This window comes from Aquabacterium sp., from assembly GCF_036273115.1.
Classification (GTDB): domain Bacteria; phylum Pseudomonadota; class Gammaproteobacteria; order Burkholderiales; family Burkholderiaceae_C; genus Aquabacterium.
Window position 1 is genome coordinate 1 of the sequence record NZ_DASUIN010000012.1, and the last position, 20,468, is coordinate 20,468.

The window sequence follows — 20,468 nt, forward strand, 5'->3', positions numbered from 1 at the left end:
CAACCTGCTGGCGCTGAACGCGGCCATCGAAGCCGCACGAGCCGGCGAACATGGCAAGGGCTTCGCCGTGGTGGCAGAAGAAGTGCGCAAGCTGGCCGAACGCAGCCAGGAAGCGGCCCAGGAAATTGGTGAAGTGGCCAAGTCCAGCGTGTCCCTGGCAGAACGCGCCGGCAACCTGCTCGACGCGATCGTGCCCTCGATCAGCAAGACCTCGGACCTGGTGCAGGAAATCACCTCGGCTTCCGACGAGCAATCGACCGGCATCGGCCAGATCAACATCGCCCTGACTCAGTTGTCGCAACTCACCCAGGAAAACTCCAGTGCCTCTGAAGAATTGGCCGCCACGGCCGAAGAAATGAGTGGCCAAGCCGAACAACTGCAGGAACTGATGAACTTCTTCACCACCAGCGCCACGCTGCACCAGGCCGCAACGGCCCAGCAAGCGATTCACCGTGCTGCACGGGGTGCTGCGGTCGCCACGCCCCCACGCGGCGGCAAAGCCCACAGCAACAAGCCCAGCGCCTCGTCGCGTTCGTCACGCAAGCAAACCGTGGCCAGCGCCGAGTCTCATGAGTTCGTGAAGTTCGAGGAGTGAAACCCATGAGCACCGCCACCCCAAGCACATCGACACCGACCACGCAGCCCCGCACCAACATGATCAGCCAGTACCTGATCTTCAGCCTTGGCAAGGAACTGTTTGCCGTTGGCACCCTGCGGGTGCGCGAGATCATCGAGTATGGCAACGTCACCACCGTGCCGATGATGCCGGACTTCATCCGCGGCGTGATCAACCTGCGCGGCGCCGTGGTCCCGGTCATCGACCTCAACGCCCGGTTCGGGCGTGGCCGCACCGAGATCTCTCGCCGCACGTGCGTGGTCATCCTGGAGGTGGAATCCGAGACCGATACCCATGTCCTGGGCATCGTGGTCGACTCCGTCAGCGCCGTGCGCCAGATCGACAGCAGCAACGTCGAGCCTGCACCCAGCTTTGGTACCCGCATTCGCGCCGACTTCATCGACGGCATGGCCAAGGTCAACGGCAACTTCGTCATCTTGCTGAATCTGGGCAAGGTGCTGTCGGTCGAAGAAATCACCCTGTTGGGCGACGTCAGCCGCGCGCCCGCCCCCTTGGAACACTGAGCCACACCATGCTGCCCGTTCTCACCGACAAGGAATTCAACGGTTTTCGTCAGCTCATCTTCGATGCCGCCGGCATTCACATGAGCGATGCGAAGAAGCCCCTGGTCAGCGGCCGACTGGCCAAGCGTCTGGCACAGCACGGGCTGGACACGTTTGGCGACTACTACCGCATGGTCAGCCAGGATCCGAAAGAGCGGCAGATGGCGGTGGACCTGCTGACCACCAACGAAACCTTCTTCTTTCGTGAACCCAAGCACTTCGAGTTTCTGGCCGACACCATCGTGCCGGAAATGTCCAGTGCCAGCCCCTTGCGCGTCTGGAGCGGGGCGTGCTCGTCAGGCGAAGAGCCTTACACGATCGCGATGACACTGGCCCAGGCACTGGGGCACACGCGCTTCGAGATCCTGGCTTCCGACATCAGTACCCGCGTGCTGGCCACCGCACAAAAGGGCCTTTACCCGGTGGAAGATGCACAAGACATCCCCAAGGTGTACCGCACGCAGTATTGCCTCAAGGGCATTGGTAGCCAGGACGGCTGGTTCACGGTGGACAAGGCCTTGCGCAGCCGCATTCAGTTCGAGCAGATCAACCTCAACACCCAACTACCCAATGTGGGTGTGTTCGATGTGATCTTCCTGCGCAATGTGATGATCTATTTCAATGCCGAAACCAAGCAGCAGGTGGTCAACCGCTTGCTTGATCGCCTCAAGCCCGGCGGCTATTTCATCATCAGCCACTCGGAAAGCCTGCATGGGGTGACCGACCAGCTGCAGATGGTCAAGCCCTCGATCTACCGCAAGCGCGGTCATTGAGCGCGATCACTGAGCGCGTTCAAATCGGCAGCGCCGGACCTTCCTGGCCCACCAGGGCCAAGGCCCCGCAGCCCCGGGTTTCGTACAGATCAACCCGATCCACCTGGGGCAGCACCACCCGCGCCTTGTGCAAGATCCAGTGCGCAATCGACGCGGCATCGCAATCGGCCAGATCAGCGATCTCGTGCAGCGGTTGGTGGTCCAGCATCTTGAAGATGGGCTTGAACAGGGCCTTCACATCACCGAAGTCCACCGTCCAGCCCATGACCTGATCCAGCGGCGCCGACAGGTGCAGGCGCAGGGTGTAGGTGTGGCCATGCACCTGGGCCAAGGCGTCGCCTGCCGGCGCCTGCTTGAGCACCAGGGCGCTGTCCAGAGTCATTTCCTTCCAGATGCGGTAGTCGTGCCCGTTGAAATTGGCTCCGCACGAGCCGGTTTCGTACACCGTCACCCATGACAGCTCCGGCAGCACGGGCTTGAGCCGTTCCCACAACCAGCCGGCCAGGACTTCGCTGGTGGGGTTGCTCAGGCCCTCGATGTCGTTCAGATAGCGGTGGTGCAACTGGTAGTGAAAGGGCGCCCAGACTTCGTCGAGGTGGTCGTAGTCGATGCTGATGTCGCGTCCGCCTGCATCCTGGTTCGCATGCAAGATGACCTCGAAGCCGTGGCCATGCAAACGCCCGCACTTGTGGCCCAGCGGCACATTCGGCAGCTTGTGGGCCGACTGGAAACGATAGCGCCGCCAGACATGGGCCTGGTCATGTCGATCCAGATCCACACCTTGGTCGGTGGTGCTTTGAATGCCCACTTGCTCCAGCCCTGGCACCTGCTGCGCCAGCAACTGGTCGCGCAGCCAGCGCGCCAGGTTTTCATCGGAAGGCGACGGCAACACCTCGTTGAGCAAGCGGTAGTCGAGCTGGTCGGTACAGCCCTGAAGCCGCGCCGCCAACTGGGTTACCTGTGCCCCTGGATAGGGCCCCCAGCCCTGAGGCAGATCGGCCCGAATGCGCGCCACAAAGCTGTGCCCATGCAAACGCTGCCCACGATGGCCCGCAGGCAACACATCCACCTGACGGGCTGATTCGAAACTGGCCGAAGCCGTATGGAGCGTGGTGAGGGACATGGCAGACAAGGGCGGGCGTGCAGGGACGGTGCCTTATTGGATCACCAAACCCCGCGCCGGACCTTGATGCACAGCGAACTCACCCGCCGCGCCCACTGCGGCTCAGGCCGGATAGGCCCGCGACAGAATGGCATCGACGGCCAGATGGCGGATGTCGAGGCTGCCGACGATGCGGCCCCAATAGGGATCGAGTCGGGTCTGCACAAACGCGTCGGCCACGAAGGCAGGCGCATGCTGGCGCAGCAGGCAGGCCTGAGCCACCAGGGCCAGGCGCTCGGTGAAGCGTCGGCCCAAGGCCTCCAGGTGCTCGGGCGGCTCGGCCAGCATGGCTTGCAGGCCCTTGAGTTCGGCGCGGATGCGGGGGTCATCGCCACCCGCGGTGCCCAGCTCTTCCAGCAGAGTCATGGCCGAAGCGGGGTCGCGGCCAATCGCACGCATCACGTCCAGGCACATCACGTTGCCTGAGCCTTCCCAGATCGAGTTCACCGGCGCTTCTCGGAACAGGCGGCCCATGATGCCGTCGTCCACATAGCCATTGCCACCGAACACTTCCATGGTCTCGCCCGTCAGCTCGACCGCGCGCTTGCAGACCCAGAACTTCGCTGCCGGCGTCATCACCCGCTTCCAGGCGCGCTCGGTGGGGTCATCGCCGCGCTCGTAGGCCTGGGCCAGGCGCATCATCAAGACCACATTGGCCTCGTTTTCCAGGGCCAGGTCGGTCAGTACCGCACGCATCAGCGGCTGGTTCACCAGGCGCTTGCCAAAGGCCTCACGCTGTCGGGTGTAGGCCAGGCCCTGGACCAGCCCCTGGCGCACCATGGCGGCACTGCCCACCACGCAGTTCAAGCGGGTGTACGACGCCATTTCGATGATGGTGGGAATGCCTCGGCCTTCCTCGCCCATCATGATGCCGTAGGCATCCTGGAACTCGACTTCGCTGCTGGAGTTGCTGCGGTTGCCCACCTTGCCCTTGAGGCGTTGCACCTGCACCGGGTTCTTGCTGCCATCCGGGCGCCAGCGCGGCACAAAGAAGCAGGTGGGCGCGCCATCGGCGGTTTTGGCCACCACCAGGTGGGCATCGCACATGGGGGCCGAGAAGAACCACTTGTGGCCGCGCAAGGTGTATTCCCCGCCGCGCCCACCGGCGCCCACGGGGGTGGCCTGCGTGGTGTTGGCCCGCACGTCCGAGCCGCCTTGCTTTTCCGTCATGCCCATGCCGATCCAGATCGACTGCTTTTGTGCCATGGGGAGGTCACGCGCATCGTAGGCCCGGCTGTAGAGCTGGTCTTTGTGGGCCGCCCACAAGGCGGGCTCGCGCTCGATGACGGGAATGGCCGCCTGCGTCATGGTGGCCGGGCACATGGTGCCGGCTTCGATCTGGCTGTGCAGGAAGAACCCGGCCGCCCACGCCGACCAACGCCCGGCACGGGTGTCGCTGAAGGGCAGGTCGATGAGGCCCTGCTCGCGATACAGGGCCATCAGCGTGTGCCAGCTGGGGTGGAACTCGACCTGGTCGAGGCGACGGCCTCGGCCGTCAAACGGCTTGAACTCGGGCGTGTAGCGATTGGCCTGGTCGGCCAGGGTGTAGGTCTCGGCCCGGCCCAGGGTGGCGCCATACTGGGCGAGCTGCTCGACAAAAGGCTGCGCCCCCGCACGTGCCAGCGCCTCCTGCAAGGGGGCATCGGTGCTCAAAAGGTTGTAGTCTTTGAGTTCGTCAAACTGGTTGTGAATCTGGTGGGTTTGCCAGGTCATGCTTGTCTCCGCCTGCCTCGTCGGGCTTGTTGCTGTTCGTTGTCACAGTCTAGGAAAAATGGCCTCAGAAGGTGTTCGGGTTTTGCCAGCCACGCGTCGCAAGCCGAGGCAGTCGCGTGCGCGCGCCAGTTCCGAGGCGCTTCAGGAGGCCTTTGTTCGGGTTTTGATCGACAAGGGATACGGCGGTGTCACCGTGCGCGAAGTGGCCGCTGTGGCGGGCGTGGGCATTGGCACGTTTTACGAGTACGTGGCCAACAAGGAAGCCTTGGCAGCCTTGACCATCCACTTGCGTGTCAAAGGGCTGGCGCAGGCCTTGAGTGCCTGCACCGAGCGGCACAAAGGCCAGCCCTTGAAAACGCTGGTGCCGGCCTTGATCGATGCCCAGGTTGATCAGGTTCTGGGCGATGCCGTGTCATGGGCCGCCTTGTTCATGTTGGAGCGCCAGGTGTCCACCCCCGAGGTCTATCGCAAGCACTACGACCAGTTTGTCGAGCTGTGGACGCAGGCACTGGCAGCCGCCAGCGACGCCCCTGATGCTGCACGCCTGCCGGCGATGGCGCGCATGGTGCACAGCCTCGTGTACGGCTGGGTCACCCAGAATCTGTTGACCCTGGGGCCTGAGCTGGATCGCCAGGCCTTGCGCACCGAGGTGCATCTGGCCGTTCACAGCTACCTCACGGGCTGCAGCCAGCAGACCGTCAGCGGGTCGTCTGATTGAGGCGATGCCGCAAGGCTGAGGTCGACTCGTACACGGTCTTTCTCATCCGAGAAATGCCGCCCAGCGGTTGGTGCGCGACCAGGCTGTGCCAGGGCGAAAACGACAGGTTTTCACAGCCACTGCCTTGGTCTGGAACCTGAACAGGTATGTCCAGGGTGGCCACCCGCACGAAGGCAGATTCGGATTCCAGCCAGGGCACGGTGGGGTCTTCAATGGGCATGTGCTCGGGCACGAGGCGCCGCTGAACCATGAAGTCAAAGCAGGCCGGGCCTTCACTGAGGTGTCGAAACAGGTTCTCGCCGAGGCGATCGCGGGTGTGGTTGGCACTGTCCGCTGCGGTGTCAAACTGGCTGGCAGCGCACGGTTGGGCTGAAAACTTCATTTGCTGGCCCATGCCCAGGCGCGAGGGGGTGGTGCTCCAGTAACGGCTGTGCAAGGGGTTGTCGATTCGTGTTCCGGTAAAAGCCAGAATGCGAGGCACGGTGTCGAACAGATGCCGCACGGCCCAGCCGGCTTGGTGCCAGCCACCACCGTCCATGGCGCGCACGAACGCCAGGTACTCGGCCGCGTCCCGAATGAAGAACTCGGGGTGATGGGTCATCACGAAGTCCTGGGTGTCACGGTCTTCGGGAAGGGTCGGGTTCAGCACCTTGGGGCCGGCCACGCCACGCACCTTCACCGCCATGCCGCGGGCATCGCGTGCATCGTCGTCCTGGTTCTGACCCGAGCCATTCGAAAACCGCACGACAGCGTCGTACTGGCCAGGCTGGGCAAACAAACCCTGAGCCAGAGCGGGGGGCAGATCGGGCAACACGGTCCAGGTGGCCCGCACGCAGCCATGGGCTTTGCGGTGCGCGTCTCGGAACGCGTGTCCATCCTGATCGAACCCGCGTTGTACCGTGGCCTCAAGCGTGCGCGTGACCTCGGCCATGGCCTCGGCTTCGCCAGGCGGAATGACCTCGCCATCGGCATTCGCGCTGCCGGGCACAACCCCAGGCGAAGACGCACACGCAGCCAGAGAACCGACAAGCGCCCAAGCCCAGACCAGCCTGGGGGCACACCATCGAGCGAGCTTCATCATGCCTCCTGTGCTCAGGCCAAGCGGCCAGCGCGATAGTCGTTGAAGGCCTGCTGAATCTGCTCGGGCGTATTCATGACGAACGGACCGTACTGCACGATGGGTTCGTTCAAAGGCTGGCCAGCGATCAACAGCACACGAGCAGGCTGATCACCCGCCTGCACGCGAACGCCATCGAACTCGGGGCCGTTTTGCAAGATGCCCATGCGTTGGGCCGGCAAGGTCGTACCAGCCACATCGACCGCACCACGGTACACATACACAAAGGCGTTGTGTTCAGCAGGCAAGGCCTGCTCGAATGAAGCCCCCGCCGGCAGATGCACGTCCAGGTACAGCGGTTGGGTGCCGTCGCGCTGCACGGCGCCAATCACGCCGTGGCTTTCCCCGGCAATCACGGTCACGCTCACCCCTTCGGGTGTGGTCAGGCGGGGCAGTTCGCTGGCCTTGAAATCTCGGTACCAGGGCGCGCACAGCTTGTCGTGCGAAGGCAGGTTCAGCCACAGCTGAAACCCCTCCATCACCCCCTCTTCCTGTTGCGGAATCTCGGAGTGAATCACGCCACGACCCGCGGTCATCCACTGCACGCCGCCGTTTTCCAGCAAGCCTTCATGGCCTGCGCTGTCACGATGCAGCATGCGCCCGGCAATCATGTAGGTGATGGTTTCAAACCCGCGGTGCGGGTGGTCGGGAAAGCCGGCAATGTAGTCATCGGGCTGGTCGCTGCCGAACGCATCGAGCATCAGATAGGGGTCGAGTCGGCGTTGCAGGTGCTGCGTCAGCACGCGGGTCAGTTTGACGCCGGCGCCGTCCGAGGTGGGCACGCCGTTGACGACAGATTGAATGGGGCGGAAGGAAGACATGGTGACAAGCCTAACTTGATTTGGCGCAAGACACCATGCTTTCAGACCGCATTAGGGATTGAGGACACCACAAGCGCTGCCTAAGATCAATCCGGTCCCCTCATCACAAACCACACGGAGAACGACTCATGACCTTGCGCAAATCGCTGCCCCTGACACGCCTGGCCGTCGCGCTGGCCGCTTCCCTGGCGGTCAACGCGTCTCAAGCGGTGGAGTTCACCCTCAGCGGCGCCACGGCAGACACCTGGACCTACACGCTGACCTACAACCCGCTCGACAACTACGCCATTCCGGGACTGGCCACCGAGGCCACCATCCGTCTGACCGGCTTGGCAGGCGTGGTGTCGGCCACCGGCCCGGTCAGCACCGACTTCGTACCTGACGCACCTTTCCTGGATACCATCAACCTGAACTGGACCGCTCAGGTTCTGAATGGTGGCACCGAGGTGCTGTGGACTCACGTGGGTCCCGGCACGGGCAACTTCGATGTGGACAAGCATGTGTTTGGCTTCAGCGTGTTTGCGCCAGGTGCCACCGCCGGGGCTGCCACGTTCCAAACCACCGGGTTCAGTACCGATGTGAGCTTCGGATCGCTGTCGCGTGACGTACGAGGCCAGGTGGTCGGGCCAACGGCTGCCGTGCCGGAACCCGAAAGCTGGGCCCTGGCCCTGATCGGCGTGGCCACCGTGGGCGGCGTGCTGCGCCGTCGCCGTCAGGCCTGATCCGCAGTTCGACGCAGGGGCGGAAACCGCCCCTCGTTGATGGCGATCTTGCGACGGGCGGCATCGACCAGATCAATGCCCAGCTCGTTGCTCATCTGAATCAAGTACAGCAGCACATCGGCCATTTCCAGCGCGACGGCTTCGCGCTGCGGGGCCGCCAAGTCACGGCTCTGCGCCTCGGTCATCCACTGGAAATGCTCCAGCAGCTCGCCCGCCTCCACGATCAGCGCCGAAGCCAGGTTCTTCGGCGAATGAAACTGCCCCCAGTCGCGGGCTTGCGCAAAGTCCTTGAGCTGTTGGGCCAGCTGGTCCAAGGAATCAGACATCAAAGGGCTCCAAACACTTTCTTGAGAATGGCGCTGCCGGTGCCCACCGGGTCCTGTCGAATCTTGCGTTCTTCCTCACCAATCAGGGTGTACAGGCCATCCAGGGTCTTGCCGGTCACATACGATTCGATGCTGGCCTGCTGACCGTCCACCACGCCAGCCGAGGCCAGCTTACCCGCCACGCGGTTGTAGGCTTTGGCCAGGTTCACCTTACGCGTCGCATCGGTCACCACCGGCAGGAACTTCTGTCCCAGTGGCACACGAGTCTTGTCGGCAAAGAAGGTGGTGACGGCGTTGTCGCCTCCCGCCAGAATTTTCTTGGCATCGTCCACCGTCATGGATTTGACGGCCCCCACCAGCAGGTCTTTGCCCATGGGCACCGCCGTTTCGGCCGCACGGTTCATGGTGGTGACCAGTTCATCGACCTTCTGGCCCTGACCGGCCATGCGCAGGAAATCGGCGGCTTTTTCGAGATGGCCGGGCAGAGGAATGCGCACCTTCGGGTTGCCCAGGAAGCCATCGGGCCGTCCCAACAGGCTCACGGCCGCCAGGGCGCCCTTTTCCAGGGCCGCCTTCACTCCGGCGCTGGCGTCTTTCTGGCTGAGGTCGGCCAGCGTCAGCGCATGCGCCTGGCGCATGGCCGCCAGCACAGACAAAGACAAGGCGGTGTGAGCGAGAAAGTGTCGGCGTTGCATGGCGGCTCGGCGAAAAGTAGTGACCTCCCATCTTAGAGGCTGCGCTCGCCACATGCCATCGGCCCAGGCGCACGCACCTGATGCGCCAGCTCGGGGCGCGAAGCGCACCAGTTCTGTGCCAGATCAAGACGTTCAGCGCCCAATCACGCGCACACCGCCCCCTCTGACCTGGCGCCACGAAGCAGATTGGGGCTGGCATGGGGCTTGCGTTAGTTTCATCGCCCCCGCAGTGCTGACGCTGTGAGGGCAGGTTTCTCCGCTAATGACGGCGGTTTTCTGTTGGTGTGTGGCTGAGGTCCGCAGGGCGGCGCACACCTTGATTCCTTCTCAGGAGCTCACATGAAAATCGTCGTCATTGGTCATGGCATGGTCGGCCACAAATTCCTGGAAAGCCTGGCTGAATCGGGCGTGCAAAACGCCGAAGTCACGGTGCTGTGCGAAGAGCCGCGCGCTGCTTACGACCGCGTCCACCTCTCTGAATTCTTCTCGGGCAAAACCGCCGAAGACCTGTCACTGGTCGAACCCGGCTTCTTCGAGCGCACCGGCTTCAAGCTGCGCCTGGCGGCCAAGGCCGTGGCCATTGAGCGCCGCACCAAAACCGTGACCACCGCCGATGGCGAAGAGCTGCCTTACGACAAGCTGGTGCTGGCCACCGGGTCTACCCCCTTCGTGCCCCCCGTGGCCGGCCGCGATCGCCACAACTGCTTTGTTTACCGCACCATCGAAGACCTGGAGGCCATGAAGGCCGCCGGCGCCCACTCCAAGACGGGCGTGGTCGTAGGCGGCGGCCTGCTGGGTCTGGAATGCGCCAAGGCGCTGCGCGACCTCGGCCTGGACACCCACGTGGTCGAGTTCGCCCCCCGCTTGATGGCGGCGCAGGTCGATGAAGGCGGTGGCCGCGTTCTGCGCACCAAGATCGAAGCGCTGGGCCTGCATGTGCACACCAGCCGCAGCACCGTGAAGATCGTGGACGGCGCCGACCACCAGCACCGCATGGTGTTCGAAGACGGCAGCTACCTTGAAACCGACATGATTGTCTTCTCGGCCGGCATTCGCCCCCGTGACGAACTCGCCCGCCAGTGCGTGCTGGCCATCGGCCCACGCGGTGGCGTGGTCATCGACAGCCACTGCCGCACCAGCGACCGCAATGTCTACGCCATCGGCGAATGCGCGTCGTGGAACGAGCAAACCTTTGGTCTGGTCGCCCCCGGTTACGACATGGCCCGCGTGGCCGCCCGCCACATTGCCGGTCTGGATGACGTGGCCTTTGTGGGCGCCGACATGAGCACCAAGCTCAAGCTGATGGGCGTAGATGTGGCCAGCATTGGCGACGCGCATGCCAAGTCGGCGCACTGCCGCACCTTCCACTACACCGACGAAGTCAAGCAGATCTACAAGAAGATCGTGGTCAGTGAAGACGGCAAGAAGTTGCTGGGCGCCGTGCTGGTGGGCAATGCCGATGAATACGGCACCCTGCTGCAAATGGCCCTCAACGGCATTGATCTGCCCGCCGAGCCCGAGTTCCTGATCCTGCCTTCCAGCGATGGCAAGGCCAAGCCTGGCCTGGGCCCCGATGCCCTGCCAGAAACGGCGCAAATCTGTTCGTGCAACAACGTCACCAAGGGCCAGATCTGCAAGGCTGTAGGCGAGGGCATCAGCAGCATCGCAGACCTGAAGTCCTGCACCAAGGCGGGGGCCACCTGCGGCGGCTGTGTGCCCCTGGTCACCCAGGTCATGAAGGCCGAGATGAAGAAGCAAGGCATGGCGGTGAACAACCACCTGTGCGAGCACTTCGCCTATTCGCGCCAGGAACTGTTCCACCTCATCCGCGTGGGCCAGATCAAGACCTTCGATGAGCTGCTGGCCAAGCACGGCAAGGGCCTGGGCTGCGACATCTGCAAACCCACTGCGGCGTCGATCCTGGCTTCGGTGTGGAACGACTTCGTGCTGAAGAATGACCTGGCCGCCCTGCAAGACAGCAACGACTACTTCCTGGGCAACATCCAGAAAGACGGCACCTACTCGGTCGTGCCCCGCATGGCCGGTGGTGAAGTCACCCCCGACGGCCTGATCGCCGTGGGCCAGGTGGCCAAGAAGTATGGTCTGTACACCAAGATCACCGGCGGCCAGCGCGTGGACCTGTTCGGTGCCCGCGTGGAGCAACTGCCCTCGATCTGGGAAGAGCTGATTGCCGCCGGCTTCGAGTCGGGTCACGCTTATGGCAAGTCGCTGCGCACCGTCAAGAGCTGCGTGGGCTCGACCTGGTGCCGCTATGGCGTCGATGACTCGGTGGGCCTGGCGGTGGAGCTGGAAAACCGCTACAAGGGTCTGCGCGCGCCACACAAAATCAAGTTCGGTGTGTCGGGCTGCACCCGCGAGTGCGCCGAAGCCCAGGGCAAGGACATCGGTGTCATCGCCACCGAAAAGGGCTGGAACCTGTACATCTGTGGCAATGGTGGCATGAAGCCTCGCCATGCCGAGCTGTTCGCCTCTGACCTGAGCAAGGCCGAGCTGATCCAGCTGATCGATCGTGTGCTGATGTTCTACGTGCGCACCGCCGACCGCCTGCAACGCACCAGCACCTGGCGCGAGAACCTGGAAGGGGGCCTGGACTATCTGAAGGACGTGTTGATCAAGGACAGCCTGGGCATCAACGCCGAGCTGGAAGCCCAGATGCAGCACGTGGTCGACACCTACCAATGCGAATGGAAGACCGCCGTGACCACCCCCGAAGTGCGCCAACGCTTCCGCTCCTTCGTCAACAGCGACCAGAAAGATCAACGCATCCTGTTCGTAAAAGAACGCGGCCAGATTCGCCCGGCCCGTCCTGAAGAACACGCCTCGGCTTCGCCTGAGACCACCGCCTGATCAAACGCCATTGACTGGGCCCCCAACGGGGCCCAAAGGATCTGACCATGAACACCGACACCCTGAACTGGACCGCCGCCTGCTCGGTCAACGACATCTTGCCCAACACCGGCGTGTGCGCCCTGGTCGATGACCGCCATGTGGCCATCTTTCGGCTGGGCGAGCAGCAGTTCTTCGCCATCGACAACATCGACCCCAAGTCGCAGGCCAGCGTGCTCTCGCGCGGGCTGATCGGCAGCCTGGGCGAGCACATCGTGGTGGCCTCCCCGCTTTACAAGAACCACTTCGACCTGCGCACGGGCGAGTGCCTTGAATACCCCGAGTTGTCGGTGCGTGCCCACAAGGTGCGCATCGAAGACGGCCGGGTTCTGGTCGCCCTGACCTGAACCGCATCGTCTTGCAACCTCCAGCCCCACCGGGCTGGTCTCGGCAGACAAATTGCGGACAATGCACATCCTAGCTACGTGCCTGTTGGCAATTTGTCGGCCCCTTTCATGCAACAAACGCTTTCCCTTCTCGTGCTGCGCGCCAAGCAGCTGGACCTCGATGGCATTCGCCACCTGACCGACCGTGTCGAGCTGGTGGGCACCATCGGGCGGCTGATCCACGCCTTGCAGCATGAACGCGGCGCCTCCAGCATTTACCTGGCTTCGGCCGGGCAGCAGTTTGCGGCCGAGCGTCAGGCGGCAGTGGGGGCAAGCCAGCCGATCGAATCGCAGATACGGCAACGCTTCCTGGCCCAGGCACAACCGGGCGCAGGTGCCACCTCGGCCACCTTGTCCTTGATGGCCTGGGTGCTGCTCGACCTCGATGCCCTGGAGACCCTGAGACAGCAGATCGATCAGCGCCAGATGGGGGCGCACGATGCCGTGGCCGCCTACAGCCGCCTCATTGCCGGGGCCGTCGAATTGATCTTCCACCTCGCCGAGGCCACAGGTGACGCCGGCATGTCTCGCCTGCTGGTGGCCCTGGTGCACCTGGTACAAGGCAAGGAATACGCTGGCCAGGAACGCGCCGTGGGCGCCCAGCTGCTTGCCTCAGGCCAAAGCGAGGACCCCGCCCAGCAACGCGTGGTGCAGCTCATTGATGCGCAAGACCGCTGCCTGAGCACCTTCGAAGAATTTGCCGAGCCGGAAGTCCGCGCCCGTTGGCAACAACACCAGCTCACCCCCAACGTGGCGCAACTGGAGCGCCTGCGCCGTACCCTGTGCACCACCCGGCCTGGCGCTGCCCTCGACGCCGCCCTCAGCCCCATCTGGTTTGACACCTGCAGCGAACGCATGGCGGTGATGGGAGCCATCGAAGAGGCGCTGGTCAACGCCTTGCGTCAGCACGGGCAAGCCCGACTGCAAGCCGCCCAGCAAGAACTGCAAGACGCAGAAAGCCTGCTGCAGAAGTTGCGCGACAACCCGCCACCGCATACCGATGCCGTGGGCCGCTTTTTCCGCGCCGACAGCCACCCCGAAGCCCCCCCGCTGCTGAGCCGCAACGCCCCCAGCGAATCCGACCTGGAAGCCTTGCTGCGCACCCAGTCCGAGCGCCTGGCCGCCATGGAAGCCGAGCTCGACAAGGCGCGCCGCACCTTGCATGAACGCAAGATCATCGAACGGGCCAAAGGCGTGCTGATGTCTCGCATGGGGCTGACCGAAGAGGCGGCCTTCCGCGCCCTGCAAAAAGCGTCCATGGACCACAACCGGCGCCTGCTGGACGTGGCCGAAGCCACCCTGGCCCTGCCTGACTTTGTCTTCAGTCAGGAAAACCGCACACCGAAACGGTCTGGCTGAGCCTTCGCGTTGCATTTCCCGGTCCGCGTTCCTACACTGGGACGATGCTGTCGGCCTACATCACCCACCCCGACTGCGCCCGTCACGACATGGGCGCCCAGCACCCCGAGTGCCCCGCGCGCCTGGGCGCCATCCATGATCAGTTGCTGATCAAGGGCCTGCTGGACTACATGATTCCCTACGACGCCCCGCTGGCCACCGACGAACAACTCGGTCGGGCCCACTCGGCGCTGTACGTGCAGGAAATCCGCGCCCGCTCGCCCGCCCAGGGGCAAGTTCAGATCGACCCCGACACCAGCATGAACCCCCACACCCTGCAGGCCGCCTTGCGCGCTGCCGGGGCAGCTGTCGAAGCCACCGATCTGGTCTTGCGCGGCGAGGTCAGCACCGCCTTTTGCTCGGTTCGCCCGCCTGGCCACCATGCCGAGCGCGCGGCGGCCATGGGCTTTTGCTTCTTCAACAACGTGGCCGTGGGCATTCGGCATGCGCTCGATGTGCATGGCCTGGAGCGCGTGGCCCTGATCGATTTCGACGTGCACCACGGCAATGGCAGCGAAGACATTTTCCGGGGTGACGACCGGGTGCTGATGTGCTCGATCTTCGAAAAGGGGCTCTACCCCTACAGCGGCGAAAACGCCATCGGCCCCAACATGGTCAATGTGGGCCTGGCGGCTCGCACAGGCAGCGATGCCTTTCGAGAAGCGGTGCGCGAGCAATGGCTGCCCGCCCTGGAAGCCTTTCGGCCACAGCTGATCTACGTGTCAGCCGGTTTCGACGCCCACCGTGAAGACGACATGGGCAACCTCGGCCTGGTCGATGCTGACTACGAATGGGTCACCACCCAGCTGATGGCCGTGGCCCAGCGCCACTGCCAAGGCCGCGTCATTTCCTGTCTGGAGGGGGGCTATGTACTCAACCCCCTGGGGCGCGCCGTCGCCGCCCACGTCAAGGCCCTGATCGGGGCCGCCTGAATCGGCCCCACGCCATCGCCCAAGGGAGCTTGCATGGATCAACATTACCTGACCCCGCTGTTTGCCCCGCGTTCGATCGTGGTGTTTGCCGGGGCCACTCAAGCGGCTGCAGAGGACACATCCACCGCAGCGGATCAGCCCCCCACTGCGTCCATTCCGCCCGCGCCCGCTGCGGCCGTGCTGCAAGCCCTCAAAGCCCAGCGCTTCAAAGGCACCCTGCAGTTCTTTGACACGCAAACCCGCGGCACCCTGGCCGACCTGGTTCAGGTGCAGGCTGATCTGGCCATCATTGCCCTGCCGCCTGAAGAGGTGAGTGCCGCCATTGAACTGGCCGCACGCATGGCTTGCCAGGCGGTCATGGTGCTCGCCAGTGGCATTGGGCGCGAGCAAGCGCAGCAATGGCACAAGCAGGCCCGCCGCGAAGGGCTGTACCTGCTGGGGCCCAACTGCCTGGGCTTCCAGCGCCCGGCCTTGGGTCTGAACGCCGGCACCGTGGGCCCGCTGGCCAACACCGGGCCGCTGGCCCTGGTCTCGCAGTCCGGGGCCCTGACGGCCTCCATGCTCGACTGGGCCCCCAAGAACGGCGTGGGCTTTTCCTCGGTCATCTCACTGGGCCCACACGCCAGCGTGGGGCTGGCCGAAGCCCTCGACTTCCTCGCCAACGACCCACAAACCCAGAGCATCCTGGTCTACATGGAAGGCATCTCGGATGCCCGCCGCTTCATGAGCGCACTGCGCTCGGCAGCCAATGCCAAGCCGGTCATCGTGCTGAAAGCCGGGCGTCGCGCCGCAGGCAACGCTGCCGCCCAAACCCACAGCGCCGCCATCGTGGGCCAGGATGAGGTCTTTGATGCGGCCCTGCGCCGCGCCGGTGCCGTGCGCGTGAAGTCGTTTGTAGAGATGTTTTCGGCGGCCAAGTGCCTGGCCTCGCGTTACCGCCCGGTCGGCAAGCGACTGGCCATCGTCACCAATGGCGGCGGCCCCGGTGTGCTGGCGGCCGACTGGATCAACGAAATCGACCTGCAGCTGGGCACCCTGTCGCCTGACAGTGCCAGCGCCCTGCAAGCCCAGCTCTTGCCTCAGGCTTCGCTGGTGGACCTGATCGACCTGGCGGAAGACGCCGGCCCTGGGCATTACCAGGCTGCCATCCAGGCTGCCAACCGCGACACCGGCATCGATGGCCTGCTGGTCATCTACTCGCCCAAGATGGGCCAGGACCCGGCGGCCGTGGCCCAGGCTGTGGCGGCAGCCAAATCCGGTTTGTCCAAGCCCTTGTTGACCTGCTGGATGGGCGACGCCGCCGTCGTCGCGGCCCGTGGCGTGCTGAAAGACGCCAATATTCCGAGCTTCCGCACCCCCGAAGCCGCGGTGGGCGCCTTTGGCAGCCTGAGCTCCTTCTATCAGAACCAGAAGCTGCTGCAGCAAACGCCGCCGCCTTTGTCCACCCTGGCCAAGCCCGACATCGAAGGCGCGCGCCTGGTCATCGAAAGCGTGCTGGCCGAGCGGCGCAAGGTGCTCACGGAAATGGAGTCGAAAAGTCTGCTGTCGGCCTTCCACATTCCGGTCACTGAAACTCTGCTGGCACGCAGCGCCCACGAGGCCATGATGATTGCGACCCAGCTGGGCTTCCCGGTCGCGCTCAAAATCGATTCGCCCGACATCCCGCACAAGTCCGACGTGCAGGGCGTGGCGCTGAACGTCATGAACGGCACCGGGGTGCGTGACACCTACAACGACATGATCGAGCGCGTGCGACGCCTGCGGCCCGAGGCCCGCATCAACGGCATCACGGTGCAGCAAATGGCGCGCACCCGCACGGGCCGCGAGATCTGCATTGGCGTGGTCCCGGGTGACCCGTTCGGGCCGGTGATCGCCTTTGGCGCAGGCGGCACCATGATCGAGCTGATCGACGACCGGGCGATGGAGTTGCCTCCGCTCAACCAGTACCTGGCCCACCACCTCATCGAGCGGGCTCGCGTGGCCGAAACCCTGGGCGCCTGGCGTGGCACCAATGCGGCCGATCTCGATGCCCTTGAACGCATCTTGCTGCGTGTGTCAGAGATGGTGTGCGAACTGCCCCAGCTGCGCGAGATGGACATCAACCCCATCATCATCGACGAGCATGGTGCGGTCGCGGTCGATGCGCGCATCGTCATCGACAGTGCCCCGCAAGCGATTGGCGGACGGGTTGGCGCCTACAGCCACCTGCCCATTCCACCTTACCCGGCCCGGTTGGAACAGGTCTGGCCCATGCGCGGCGGCGGCGAATACACGCTGCGCCCCATCCACACCGACGACGCGCAGATGCTGCAGGAGCTGGTTCAAAGCCTCTCGCCCGAAAGCCGCTACTTCCGCTTCGTGTCCTCGCTGACCGAACTGCCACCGGCCATGCTGGCCAAGTTCACCTTGATCGACTACGACCGGGAAATGGCCTTGGTCGCCGTCTACAAGGAACGGGTGGCCCAAGCGGATGGCGAGATGGTCGACCGCGAGCGCATCGTGGGTGTGTCACGCTACATCATCAACCCCGACCAGACCAGCTGCGAGTTCTCGCTGGTGGTGGCCGATGACTTCAGCGGCAAGGGCCTGGGCAGCCGTCTGATGGAAAGCATCATGGACGTGGCCCGCGAACGCGGCCTGACCGAGATCATCGGGCTGGTGCTGACCAACAACGACGGCATGCTGAGGCTGATGCGCAGCCTGGGGTTCACGGTCAAGCCCTATCCGGAAGACCCGGACTTCCGACTGGTCACGCACGCGCTGTAAGCGCTAGGGTCGCTCGGGCGCTCTCACACGAACCATCTCGATGGCGTCAAAGGGGCAGACCACAGCGCAGCGCGCACAGCCAGTGCATCCGGCCGGGTCGTGCAACACCGACAGCTTGCGCCACTGGCCTTCGGGCCCTTGGGCTTCCAGCCACAACACATGCGGTGGGCAAGCCGCCACGCAGCGGCCGCAGCCCGTGCAGCGATCGGGCAAGACCTGAGGCAGGGCAGCGGCGGGCATGCGGCAAAACGGGTCGGCTTGCTTAAGCCTTCTTGATGAACTCCGACTTCAGCTGCATCGGGCCAAAACCGTCGATCTTGCAGTCGATGTCATGGTCATCGCTGTCGAGCAGGCGGATGTTCTTGACCTTGGTGCCCACCTTGATGACCGACGAGGACCCCTTGATCTTCAGGTCCTTGATGAGGGTGACGGTGTCACCGTCTTGCAGCACGTTGCCGTGGGCGTCTTTCCAGACGCGGGCCGCAGGCGCCGCCTCGGCTTCGGCTGCGGCGCTCCATTCGTGGCCGCATTCGGGGCAGACGAGTTGAGTGCCGTCTTCATAGGTGTAGGTGGAGGCACATTGGGGGCAGGGGGGCAAGGTACTCATGGGGGCACTTTCAATCAATCAATGCCCCAATGGTATCGCTGCCGATTTCTCCTGCTGTCAGATCCTTCATCGGTGACCATCAACCTTTGGATATCGCAGTATTGTTTGACATATTCCAATGTACTGACCCTTCTTCGGTGATTAGATGAACTATAGGAGGATGAGTTCAATTGAAGCTGAAGTTATTGGCATTGGCCACTGCATTGTTGGCAGGCTGCGCGAGCCAACTGCATGAGGCAACGCGAGCGGGTGACCTTAGGGAAATCAATCGCTTACTGCAAAGCGGAGAAGACCCGAATGTAGTGGAAGGCGACCAAAAGACCTCGCCTTTGCATTTGGCAGCGAGCTTAGGTCAGGCTCAACTTGAAGAAGCTTTGCTAAAGAATGGTGCGTGGGTTGATCAAAAGGACGCCTATGGCCGCACCGCCTTGTTTGTGGCCAAAAACAAGCGATCAGCCGAAGTACTTCTGAGGTACGGCGCTTTGGTCAACTCCGAAGATTTGTTCAAAGAAACGCCCTTGTTCCATGCGGCCTCTCGGGGCGAGGCTGAACTGTGCCAATTCCTGATTGAGCATGGTGCATCGGTCAGTGCGGCCAGCTCAAGTGGTGTCACGCCCTTGTTCGCAACCCAAAGCCCAGATGTGGTTGCGGTCCTGGCAAAAAACGGGGTTGATTTGAACCAGATCGACAGATTCAAGCAGACCGCTCTGACTCAGGCAGCAACGAAGGGGAATGTAGCGTTGGTGAGAGGCTTGGTGGCCGCTGGTGCTGATCCGAATTTCAGAAACGGCTACAACGATCTGCCCATCTACAACGCGATTGTGATGGGGAAAAGTGAGGTCGTCGCAGCGTTCCTCGACGCGGGGAGCCGCCTGGATGGGATCAATGCGGCAGGTGCGTCAGCCCAGGATGTCGCGGCGAAACAAGGCGCTACCTCAACACAGGTCTTGATTGCCAACGCAATACGGATACAGGAGCGAAAGAAAGCCCAGGAGGCAGCACGCCTGGCCGAGCAAAAACGCCAAGAGGAAATCAACGCCCGCATTGCCGCGCAACCTTGCAAGACAGGTAAAGCCAATTGGATTTTCCTGTCAGGTGGGTGCCGAGATGGGAAGGCCGAAGGCGAAGGCAAGGCCGAAACAATAGACCGCACAGAGACCTATTCGGGTGTATTCAGTCAAGGCTTGCCCGTCAACGGCCTGTGGTCCAGCAATGGCAAGCCGCGCTACGAGGGCACATGGATCGACGGCAGTGGGGCAGGCTTTTGCTATGTGGATGGCGAAAAAGAGCCATGCGAGTTCAAGGCTCAAAAGCGGGTTGACCCGATCCATCTGGCCCGGGTGGCCAGGGAAGAAGCGCTGGAGCGCGAACGCAAAGCCCAAGCTGAGCTAGACCGGCTGGAGTGGGAAGAGCGAGAACGCGAACGCCAAAAGGAAGCACTGGAGCGCAAGATTGCTGACTGTGAACGCCAGGCCCGCAGAAAAACGGACGATGACACCGATGCAAGTTGCGATGAAGAAGGCAACTTGCAGCTGAACCAGCACAACCGTGGCACGCAGGCACGCCGCGCCGAAATCATGCGGCAGTTCAACGCCACAATGGATGGCTTGGTGCGACAGGCACAAAACATGTCCTTGCCACCCTCGACGCTGGGCAGCCCATCGGGTTCATCGTCGTATGGATCGGGCAGTCGACCTACAACGGGCTCCGGCAGCTCGTCGAGCGCATACGACTCGGGTCAGCATGCTGCTGCCATGGCGGCAGCGCGGGCGCGTTTGGAAGCGCTTCGGATAGACAGCCAGCAAAAGCTGGATGCCTGGAAAGCTCAGCAAGCCGCCGCGGCAGCAGCCGCAGCTGCGCCAAAGCCGACCGTGAATCAAGCGCCCAAGCCTGCGGCAGACGAATGGGATGACGTGCAGCCCGAAGCCATGATGGCGTGCTGGATGGACGAGAAGCGCACGCTGTGGTGGTGTGACGGCCCATTGCAACAAACGCAGGTGGGCGAAAAGGACCTGGAAACCGCGCGAGGCTTGGTCGGCTGCAGCGGCCCCAACAACCATGTCAACTCGATTGGCGTGTCGGGCAAATACCGTCTGTTTGGTTGCGGCCGAGGCATCACCAAGCGTGAGCGCTATCTGCCTCACCTGTTGGGTTTGACGCCCACGGGCAATCGCTATCAGTGCGCCAAGAATGACCGGCGCGACAAGTGCGACCGGCTGGTGGTGTATTGACTGGGGGGGACAACA

At 63.4% G+C, this 20,468-nt stretch carries 19 protein-coding genes; 11 read left to right on the plus strand and 8 right to left on the minus strand.

Annotation, left to right across the window (positions count from 1 at the left end; translation table 11 throughout):
* The 3 genes from VFW72_RS04670 to VFW72_RS04680 form a co-directional block, all read left to right on the plus strand.
* Positions 1-595 (plus strand): methyl-accepting chemotaxis protein (locus VFW72_RS04670; RefSeq protein WP_329673109.1); only part of this gene is annotated, 595 nt, incomplete at its 5' end.
* A gap of 5 nt (positions 596-600) precedes the next feature.
* Entirely contained in the window at positions 601-1,140 is a 540-nt protein-coding gene (locus VFW72_RS04675; RefSeq protein WP_329673110.1) for a chemotaxis protein CheW, read from the plus strand.
* Between the two features lie 8 nt (positions 1,141-1,148).
* A complete protein-coding gene (locus VFW72_RS04680) occupies positions 1,149-1,952 on the plus strand; it encodes a protein-glutamate O-methyltransferase CheR (protein WP_329673111.1) in 804 nt (267 codons plus the stop codon).
* Between the two features lie 19 nt (positions 1,953-1,971).
* Here the strand turns inward: VFW72_RS04680 and VFW72_RS04685 are convergent, their stop codons facing one another.
* The gene (locus VFW72_RS04685) at positions 1,972-3,075 is read right to left on the minus strand and encodes a 6-carboxytetrahydropterin synthase (protein WP_329673318.1); all 1,104 of its coding nucleotides are present in this window, start codon (positions 3,073-3,075) and stop codon (positions 1,972-1,974) included.
* Positions 3,076-3,177: 102 nt separating this feature from the next.
* Positions 3,178-4,827 (minus strand): isovaleryl-CoA dehydrogenase, encoded by a 1,650-nt coding sequence (locus tag VFW72_RS04690; protein ID WP_329673112.1) that lies wholly within the window; start codon positions 4,825-4,827, stop codon positions 3,178-3,180.
* A gap of 58 nt (positions 4,828-4,885) precedes the next feature.
* Between VFW72_RS04690 and VFW72_RS04695 the strand changes: the two genes are divergently transcribed.
* Positions 4,886-5,545: a TetR/AcrR family transcriptional regulator gene (locus tag VFW72_RS04695; RefSeq protein ID WP_329673113.1), complete on the plus strand. Its 660-nt coding sequence runs from the start codon at positions 4,886-4,888 to the stop codon at positions 5,543-5,545.
* On the opposite strand, the gene VFW72_RS04700 is transcribed toward VFW72_RS04695, so the two are convergent.
* Together VFW72_RS04700 and VFW72_RS04705 are read right to left on the minus strand one after the other, a co-directional pair.
* Positions 5,526-6,623 (minus strand): catalase family protein, encoded by a 1,098-nt coding sequence (locus tag VFW72_RS04700; protein ID WP_329673114.1) that lies wholly within the window; start codon positions 6,621-6,623, stop codon positions 5,526-5,528. The two genes, VFW72_RS04695 and VFW72_RS04700, sit on opposite strands and share 20 nt — an antisense overlap.
* Before the next feature lie 14 nt (positions 6,624-6,637).
* Positions 6,638-7,483: a pirin family protein gene (locus VFW72_RS04705; RefSeq protein ID WP_329673115.1), complete on the minus strand. Its 846-nt coding sequence runs from the start codon at positions 7,481-7,483 to the stop codon at positions 6,638-6,640.
* A gap of 128 nt (positions 7,484-7,611) precedes the next feature.
* Here VFW72_RS04705 and VFW72_RS04710 point away from each other — a divergent pair, with 128 nt between their 5' ends.
* Positions 7,612-8,205 carry a PEP-CTERM sorting domain-containing protein gene (locus VFW72_RS04710; RefSeq protein ID WP_329673116.1) on the plus strand — a complete coding sequence of 198 codons (594 nt, stop codon included), beginning with the start codon at positions 7,612-7,614 and terminating at the stop codon, positions 8,203-8,205.
* On the opposite strand, the gene VFW72_RS04715 is transcribed toward VFW72_RS04710, so the two are convergent.
* Complete coding sequence (locus VFW72_RS04715) at positions 8,196-8,531, minus strand: nucleotide pyrophosphohydrolase (protein ID WP_329673117.1); 336 nt, start codon at positions 8,529-8,531, stop codon at positions 8,196-8,198. The genes VFW72_RS04710 and VFW72_RS04715 overlap by 10 nt on opposite strands.
* Positions 8,531-9,226, minus strand: a complete 696-nt coding sequence (locus tag VFW72_RS04720) for a DUF4197 domain-containing protein (protein ID WP_329673118.1) — start codon at positions 9,224-9,226, stop codon at positions 8,531-8,533. Before VFW72_RS04720 ends, VFW72_RS04715 begins: the two co-directional genes overlap by 1 nt.
* A gap of 339 nt (positions 9,227-9,565) precedes the next feature.
* On the opposite strand from VFW72_RS04720, the gene nirB reads away from it, so the two are divergent.
* The 5 genes from nirB (at position 9,566) to VFW72_RS04745 (ending at position 17,615) form a co-directional block, all read left to right on the plus strand.
* Complete coding sequence (gene nirB, locus VFW72_RS04725; RefSeq protein WP_329673119.1) at positions 9,566-12,094, plus strand: nitrite reductase large subunit NirB; 2,529 nt, start codon at positions 9,566-9,568, stop codon at positions 12,092-12,094.
* Positions 12,095-12,141: 47 nt separating this feature from the next.
* On the plus strand, positions 12,142-12,480 hold the full coding sequence (gene nirD, locus VFW72_RS04730; RefSeq protein WP_329673120.1) for a nitrite reductase small subunit NirD: 339 nt from the start codon (positions 12,142-12,144) through the stop codon (positions 12,478-12,480).
* A gap of 108 nt (positions 12,481-12,588) precedes the next feature.
* The gene (locus VFW72_RS04735; protein ID WP_329673121.1) at positions 12,589-13,878 is read left to right on the plus strand and encodes a nitrate- and nitrite sensing domain-containing protein; all 1,290 of its coding nucleotides are present in this window, start codon (positions 12,589-12,591) and stop codon (positions 13,876-13,878) included.
* 44 nt (positions 13,879-13,922) lie between these two features.
* Entirely contained in the window at positions 13,923-14,849 is a 927-nt protein-coding gene (locus tag VFW72_RS04740; protein ID WP_329673122.1) for a histone deacetylase family protein, read from the plus strand.
* 33 nt (positions 14,850-14,882) lie between these two features.
* Positions 14,883-17,615 (plus strand): bifunctional acetate--CoA ligase family protein/GNAT family N-acetyltransferase, encoded by a 2,733-nt coding sequence (locus VFW72_RS04745; RefSeq protein ID WP_329673123.1) that lies wholly within the window; start codon positions 14,883-14,885, stop codon positions 17,613-17,615.
* Positions 17,616-17,618: 3 nt separating this feature from the next.
* Here VFW72_RS04745 and VFW72_RS04750 read toward each other — a convergent pair whose 3' ends face one another.
* Both VFW72_RS04750 and VFW72_RS04755 read right to left on the minus strand, forming a co-directional pair.
* Positions 17,619-17,855: an ATP-binding protein gene (locus VFW72_RS04750; RefSeq protein ID WP_329673124.1), complete on the minus strand. Its 237-nt coding sequence runs from the start codon at positions 17,853-17,855 to the stop codon at positions 17,619-17,621.
* Between the two features lie 22 nt (positions 17,856-17,877).
* The gene (locus VFW72_RS04755) at positions 17,878-18,222 is read right to left on the minus strand and encodes a zinc ribbon domain-containing protein YjdM (protein ID WP_329673125.1); all 345 of its coding nucleotides are present in this window, start codon (positions 18,220-18,222) and stop codon (positions 17,878-17,880) included.
* A gap of 206 nt (positions 18,223-18,428) precedes the next feature.
* Between VFW72_RS04755 and VFW72_RS04760 the strand changes: the two genes are divergently transcribed.
* Positions 18,429-20,453: an ankyrin repeat domain-containing protein gene (locus tag VFW72_RS04760; protein ID WP_329673319.1), complete on the plus strand. Its 2,025-nt coding sequence runs from the start codon at positions 18,429-18,431 to the stop codon at positions 20,451-20,453.
* Positions 20,454-20,468 lie beyond the last annotated feature (15 nt).